At 71.7% G+C, this 6,999-nt stretch carries 6 protein-coding genes; all 6 read left to right on the forward strand.

The window, feature by feature from the left end:
* The first annotated feature begins 138 nt into the window (after positions 1-138).
* The 6 genes from Vau01_RS62580 to Vau01_RS64455 all read left to right on the forward strand — a co-directional run bounded on the left by Vau01_RS62580 (position 139) and on the right by Vau01_RS64455 (position 6,943).
* Positions 139-603 (forward strand): DUF3085 domain-containing protein, encoded by a 465-nt coding sequence (locus tag Vau01_RS62580; protein WP_204015166.1) that lies wholly within the window; start codon positions 139-141, stop codon positions 601-603.
* 569 nt (positions 604-1,172) lie between these two features.
* A complete protein-coding gene (locus tag Vau01_RS62585; RefSeq protein WP_204015169.1) occupies positions 1,173-1,385 on the forward strand; it encodes a hypothetical protein in 213 nt (70 codons plus the stop codon).
* A 227-nt stretch (positions 1,386-1,612) separates the two neighbouring features.
* On the forward strand, positions 1,613-2,659 hold the full coding sequence (locus Vau01_RS62590) for a hypothetical protein (RefSeq protein ID WP_204015172.1): 1,047 nt from the start codon (positions 1,613-1,615) through the stop codon (positions 2,657-2,659).
* A gap of 151 nt (positions 2,660-2,810) precedes the next feature.
* On the forward strand, positions 2,811-4,949 hold the full coding sequence (locus Vau01_RS62595; RefSeq protein ID WP_204015174.1) for an ATP-binding protein: 2,139 nt from the start codon (positions 2,811-2,813) through the stop codon (positions 4,947-4,949).
* A gap of 283 nt (positions 4,950-5,232) precedes the next feature.
* Entirely contained in the window at positions 5,233-6,225 is a 993-nt protein-coding gene (locus Vau01_RS64450; RefSeq protein ID WP_239153132.1) for a DUF4314 domain-containing protein, read from the forward strand.
* On the forward strand, positions 6,218-6,943 hold the full coding sequence (locus tag Vau01_RS64455) for a hypothetical protein (RefSeq protein WP_239153134.1): 726 nt from the start codon (positions 6,218-6,220) through the stop codon (positions 6,941-6,943). The genes Vau01_RS64450 and Vau01_RS64455 overlap by 8 nt, the downstream gene beginning before the upstream one ends.
* Positions 6,944-6,999: the final 56 nt, after the last annotated feature.

The following is a 6,999-nucleotide window of genomic DNA, read 5'->3' on the forward strand; positions in this document are numbered from 1 at the left end:
ATCGCCGTTGACACCGCCGCGGCGCGCTCAACACACCACAACCCGACCCCTTCACCCCACGACCCGCCGCCGAAACCCATCGCCATGCGCGGAGTTCCCCGGCGGCTGGCCTCATCCCTTCCAAGGAAGCTGTCCACCGTGACCACCACCCTGTACTTCGACCTGCCCGCCGCGCTGCGGCTGGCCGAACACGCCGCCGCAGCGACCGAACACAGCACCTCGTTCACCGAAACCGAGGCCGGCGTCGCCTGTCCGGGCGCGCTGCTGTGGGTCGCCGATGCCGGCATCTACCTGATGTCCGGCGGCATTCCCGGTCTGCGCGTCGACCCCACCGACGACGCCAGCGGCCATGTGCTCGTCTACGCCGACGGCTGGACCGAGGAAGACGACTTCCACGACCGGCACGACAGTGAACTCGGCGGAGACGACTTCGTCGAACACCTGCACCTGCGCCAGCGCTACGGCACTCGTCGCGATGGCAGCGGGGTCACGCTGCTGCAGGCGATGCGCGTCGCCGCCACCAGCGGCTACCGCTGCCTGGTCATCGACGTCCACGACGCCACCACCTACAGCCTGCGACTGTCACGCACCGGCCCGCGGTAGCCCGACGACGGCGCTGCGCCATCGCTTGAGCACCGCGCCCACCGTTGCGCCTCCGCTCGGTCGGCCGACCGCCGGACCACACCACGTTCCCGACCGGGAGCACCATCCTGTCGCCGTCTGACACCATCCGAACCCTTACCAGCTGGCTGGTGAACGCCACCGAGCCGTCCACGCCCACCAGACCGGTGACACCATCCGACGCCACCGCACCTACCGATCCCGCTGAACGGGCCGACGACGCGCCGCCGACGCACGCGCTGCTCGTTCTGCACGACGGGGAAGCGATCGACGCTCCGCCCGGTACCCACTGCCATGTCCGGCGTCGCGGTCGCGATACCCGAGCCTGACGATCACCTACCGCGGCGGACTAGTCGACCTGCTCTCCGAGTTCGCCGCCGCCCTGCCCACCACACCGCAGCGCACCAGCTGGCGGCACCGCACACGGTCATCCGCCAACGCGCCGCCGAGGAGCTCATCGGCGCCCTCGCCGCACCGCAGCCGGACATGCGGCTACCGGCCTGCGCCGACGACGACATACAACCGACCGCAACCTCGACGACCACCGCGACGTGCCAGGCACGGTCGCGATGGTACGGCGGGTCGACGCCGTCGAAGTCGACGGCCGCGTGTACCCGGGCCGTCCGGCTGCCGGCGGGCACACCACCATCCTCGTCGACGACAACCCCGACCCGCTCCGACACCCCAGCTACCCACACCGGCCTCGCCGTCTGCTCACCGCCGTCGTCGAGTACGCCACCACGACACCTGCGGCGACGACTTGACCTTCATTGAAAGATGAGCGTCGATCTGTGGCGTCGCCGTCCGGAACCCGCGTAACACCCGGCTCCCATGCCACCGAGGACCGGACGGTGATCCAGCACCTCAGCGCCGCCCCCGACCAACGCCGATCCGCGTGACCTGACCCCTGCCGCACCACCGGCAACGCGCAGCCCGAGATCCGCTGCCGGTGGCGTGATGCCCGCCGGCCGACCCTGTCCGGAGGCATCCGTTGTCCTTCCACCACGTCACCAGCCTCACCAGCTACGCCCGCATCGCCGTAGACCTGCGCATCCGCATGACCGAGACCGCTGGCGGCACGGTCGACCGGGCCTATTTACGTGCGCTGTTCACCAGCCGCTTCGAGCACGCCGACGCCACCGGCAGGAACGACCCGCAGGCTGCGGTCGCCGACGTCGTCGACGCGATCGCCCGCGCCAGCAAGGCCGCCTGGAGCGTCGGGGAGAGCTTCGTCCTCGCCCCGGCGATGACCGCGATCGTCGCCGCCGCCGGCGAAGCGCTCGACCTCACCGGTGACCTGCTCACTGCCGAGTCCGCCCCGTGCGACCACGGGGTGCTGTTCCTGCCCGAACCGATCTACCACCGCCGCCCGACCGGCGTGGTCGCCGCGATCGGGGCAATCACCTGGACGTCGATGAGCGTCACGAGTGGCGGCCGGTTCTGGCTGATCTGCTCCTACGGCCCGGTCGACGACCCCGACGACCCGGCCGCCGTAGCGCTGCGCCGCGACCTCGCCCGCAACCATCAGGTCCGGACCGGGCTCGGCCCGTACCTGCTCAACGACATCGCCAACCTGCCGATCGCCCGGCCCGTCCCGGCACCGCCGGACCCCGCCCCGATCGACGAGCACGACCTGGACTGGCAGAGCACGCCGGAAGGCCGGTACGTCATCACCGACGACGGGCACCGCACCGACGTCACGGCCGCGCTGCTGTACGCGTTCTGGCGCATCCAGGCCCAGCCGATCACCGTCGCGCCGAAAACTCCCGCCGACCGGCCCGCGCGTCGCCGCGCGCAACGGGCGTCGATCGTGCACGAGACGCGGGTGGTGATGCTGCGCCGTACCAGCCCCGCCACCGACCCCGGCGACGGGGTCGCGAAGTGGCACTACCGGGTGCGGTTCTTCGTGCGCGGCCACTGGCGCCGTCTGGTCGACAAACAGGGCCACCCGTACCGGGTCTGGGTCCAGGCCCACATCAAAGGCCCCGACGGCGCCCCGCTGCTGCTCGGCGAGAAGGTCGCCGTCCTCGCCCGCTGACCACACCGGGTCGACCACGCAACCCATCGAATCCCTATCCCGCGCCAGCGGCCCGGACCGGCCGACGGCCGGTCCGCGACCGGCTGCGTCCGCACCTGCCAGCACTGCGCCGCCGACCCGACGGCGCCACCACCACTCGAAGGAGACACCAATGACCAGCGGTGACCGCCCCGACAGGCACACCGAACCCCGCACCGAATCGAACACCGGACAACCGGTCGACGCCGCCGGCACCGGCGGCCCAGCCGGTACTGGCGGCGTCGACACCCTCGCCTACCCCATCTCACCGGACTACGTGAAGTCGTGGACGCCGGTCAGCGCGGTATGCGAGCTCATCGCCAACGCCCTCGACGAAGACCCGGATGCCACGGTCGGGTGGGCCGACGGGGTCCTCACCATCGCCGACGACGGCCCGGGCATCCCGGAGGAGGGCATGATCCTCGGCCATTCCACCAAGACGATGCAGCAGATCGGCCAGTTCGGCGAAGGTAAGAAACTCGCCTGCCTGGTCCTGGCCCGCAGCCCCGAGATCGGCGCGGTTCGCTGCGAGACGGCCGGCTACGGCTTCACCCCGACGGTCGAGCGGCGCCGGCTGCTCGAGGGGCTGATCCCGTCCCGGTCCGGGAAGGGCGCCGAGGTCCTCGTGTACCACCTGCACCGCAACGACCGCAGCCGCGGCACCGTTTTCACCGTCGCCTGTACCCGGAAGCTGGCGGAGGAGGCGATCGGCCGGTTCCGGGCGCTCAGCGAACCCGACTACATCCGGCCCGCAGCCCCCGGCGCCTGTGTACTCACCGGCACGCCGGGCCGGGTGTGGATCGGTGGCCTCCTGGTCTCCACCACACCAGGGCTGTTGGCTTCCTATGATCTGCCGCTGGATGACAAGGGGCTGCAGAACCGCGACCGGACCGTCATCGAAGCCGGTGCGATGCGTGACGCGGTCCGGGCCATCCTCGCCGCCAGCGACGATGCGGCTGTCGTCGATCGGTTCGCCACCCATGCGCTCGCTGGCGGGAAGCTGCGCGAACCCGAGCAGTTCTTCATGGCCGTCACCGGTCCCCGGCCCCGCGCCGCGTGGCGATCCTGGGCGCGGGCTCACCTGCCGGCCAACGCGTTCTACGCCGGAAGCCGCCAGGAAGAGGCGGTCCTCGATCTGCAGGACATGGACTACACCGCAGTGACGGCCAGCGGGCTACCCGGCTACCAGGAGCAGGTCCTGATGACTCTGCTCGGCGTCGAGGTCGCCCGCGTGCGCCAGCAGCGGCACTACGAACGCAACCACGACAGGACCACCTGGGTACCGGACCGGGATCTCAGCACGGCCGAACGCGACATCCTCGACGCTGCCAAGGCGCTGGTGTGCCGGGTGATCGGGCCGTTCGCCCTCGACCGAGTCCGCGTCTACAGCGACAGTCAGGAATCCCCGTGCACCGACGGGTTCTACACCCCACGCACCGGCGACGTCGCCGTCCACCGCGACGTCCTCGCCGACCGGCACCGGACCCTGTCGGTCCTGTTTCACGAGGCGGCCCACCGGGTCCGGCACCGCGGCGGTGGCCGATGGATCCCCAGCCCGGACTACAGCGACCGCAGCCGCGGCTTCGAACACATGCTCACCGAGTTCGGCGGGCTGCTGCTCGGGTTGCTGGCCGACATCGCCGACGGCGGCACCCTGCCCAAGCCGGCCACACCGCCGACACCGGCGCCGGGAGGCAACCGGCGGACGGTTCGACTGACATCAGCCGATGACCCGGCGGTACCGGTCAGCCGCCGCGAGCTGGCGCATCTGCTCATCGACCGGCTGCCACATGCGCTGACCCGCGGCGGCTTCACCGACGAGAACGACCTGGTCGCCTCCACCGCGGTCCGCCCGGTGTACTGGCGGCTGTTGACCCGCCCGAGACCAGCGGGGTTCCGCCGCCAGCAGGGCGTGAGTACCGCCTGGGACTACGACAAGGTCGCCCTGCTCGCCGAAGCAGTCGGTGTCCACCCACCGGTGGCGTGGCTGGCCTCGAACCTGTGCGAAGGGCCGCTGCACGGGCGCCGCCGCGATCGGTGGGGCCGGCCCGGCCGATGGGTGAAGAACGTCCGCGACCACGTCGACCGCGCCTGCGCCGACCTGGAGGCCCTCGGCGGCGCCTACGCCACACACGTCCCCGCTGTGCGGGCCCTCGCCGACGGTACGACACCCGCCCCGACGGGCGACGACAGCTGGCAGGCCCCCGCCCGCGCTCTGATCGCCTTGGAACGGCAACGCCTGCGCCTCGATGGCGACGAGCAGTCCGGCTGACCGTACAAGGGCCCGACCAAGCAGGTCCGCAACCACCGCCGGGCGGTCCGCCGGCAACCGCCGCGGACGGAGTCCGCCGCGATACCGGCGCCCAAATCGACAGGGCTACCGCACCGACTGCCTGTCAGGGCGATCCCCGAGCTCCACAGCCGCCCCCGTGTCACGCACCTGCGGCGCGGGTGTTCCGCCATGCCTCGCGCCGGGATCGCGCGGTGCGGGGCCACCGATCCCATCCCGTCCCCCGGCGGCAACCCACCGCCGACCATCCACAGTGGAGGAACCGATGCAGTACGAACCCGGACAGCGGGTCGTGCTGGTCCGCACCAGCGACCCGCACACCCTCCTGCGACCCGGCGATGAGGGCACCGTCCGCCGCCACGACGCCGGCCAGCGGCGCATCGACGTCACCTGGGACAACGGCTCGACCCTGTCCATGCTGCTCGACGACGGTGACGTCATCACCCCCGCCCCCATCGTTGCCCCTTCCACCGGTCCTGCCGACCCGGCCAGCCCTGCTGCTGACGGCGGCGTCGCGTGGCCGAAACTGCTTGACGCCCTGCGGATCGTCGGCGCCGCCGACGGGACCGCCGCGGCCGAACGGTGGCTGCAGGACACGATCGGCGGTCGCGCCAGCGGCGACACCGCCGTAACCGCCCGACGGATCCTCAACGCGATCGACGACGGGATCGACGACGGGATCGACGACGAGGACCCGGCCGTCCTGGACACCCTTCCGACCATTGACGCCAACTGGTCCGACAGCCACACCACCGGGCACGGCATGAGTGACGGGCGCGGCCACGCCACCCAGCTGACCCGCGAGCAGCTGCGGCAGGCCGAGGACGCCTACCGCGACGGGTACACCACCGCGGTCACCGACACCATCGCCGCCGCGTGCCGGCGCCGGCTGCACCCGACCGGCAACGACCGGGACCTGTCCCACCTGCACCCGGACAACGTCACCTTCGGCAGCGTCGCAGTGTTCTCCGGAGACTGGAACGATGCCGGCGTCATGGCGGCCCATCCGCTGACCGCCGGCTACGTCGGCACCCTGATCGACCGGTGGAACGGCTGGGCCGTTCACCTGCGCGAAGGCGGTGGCGGAGGCGATCGTCGCCGACCAGCAACAGGTCCGCGACGCCTACCGTGCCGACCTCAGCCGCTCGACAGCCGCCGGGGTGCCCGAGAGGGACCTGGACCGGCAGACCGACGAGGCGTACTCGCGCCTGTGGTGGGACGGCGACGTCATCGTCGCGGACTCTGCCGCCATGCATGACGATCCCGAGGCGGTGGAACGGTTCGAGCCCGACAGCCAGGGCCGGTACGTGGTGATGGGCCGGTCGTGGTGCTGGGAGGTTGTCGACCCGTATGACTGCGCCCGCATCGTCGGCGAACTGCCCGACCCGGACGCCAGCCAGGAGTGGATCCTGCTCACCCACGCCCCCTACACCCGGATCGGACCGCAGCCGTACACGATCGGTGGCCTGGTCGGTACGGGCCCTGGCGAAGGGCTCGCCGGAGAGCTGCGCTACGCCGGGGAACCGGTGGCCACGGTCGTCGGAATCGGCGCGCTCACCCCGACCGCGTCAGCGGCACGGCTGACCGCGACGACCGGCCGGTTCGACGCCGAACGCTGGCACGCGTTCGTGACGGCGGCGCGCCGCTGCGGCGAACCGATGACCGAGGCCACGGTCCTTGACGCCCTCGCGGAGGACACACTGCTCGACGTCGAGGTCGCCGAGGCTGTCGCTGCCGGAGGCACCCTGGTCCGGCTCCTCGACCACACCGGCACGATCCGCGACCTCCAGCGCATCAGCCCGGCCCCAGCAAACCCGGACGCCTTCCACGCCCTGCAGGACCGGCTGCTTGCCACTCCTCAAGACCCGCGCGGCGTGGCCTGGCAGTACTGGAACGGCCACGTCTGGCGGCACCTCACCAACACCGCAGACGCCGGCCAGCCGCCCACCAGCGGCAAGACCACCGCCGCCGCCTGACCGGCGGACCCGACGGCCCGTCGCACCGATCCCCGGCGACGAGCCGGACCACTTCG

The sequence above is a fragment of the Virgisporangium aurantiacum genome (assembly GCF_016863635.1).
In the GTDB taxonomy this organism is placed as follows: Bacteria; Actinomycetota; Actinomycetes; order Mycobacteriales; family Micromonosporaceae; genus Virgisporangium; species Virgisporangium aurantiacum.

Bases quoted from the DNA above. Each gene is read 5' to 3' on its own strand.
- Vau01_RS62595 (WP_204015174.1), top strand. From the start codon at position 2,811: ATGACCAGCGGTGACCGCCCCGACAGGCACACCGAACCCCGCACCGAA.
- Vau01_RS64450 (WP_239153132.1), top strand. From the start codon at position 5,233: ATGCAGTACGAACCCGGACAGCGGGTCGTGCTGGTCCGCACCAGCGAC.
- Vau01_RS64455 (WP_239153134.1), top strand. From the start codon at position 6,218: ATGCATGACGATCCCGAGGCGGTGGAACGGTTCGAGCCCGACAGCCAG.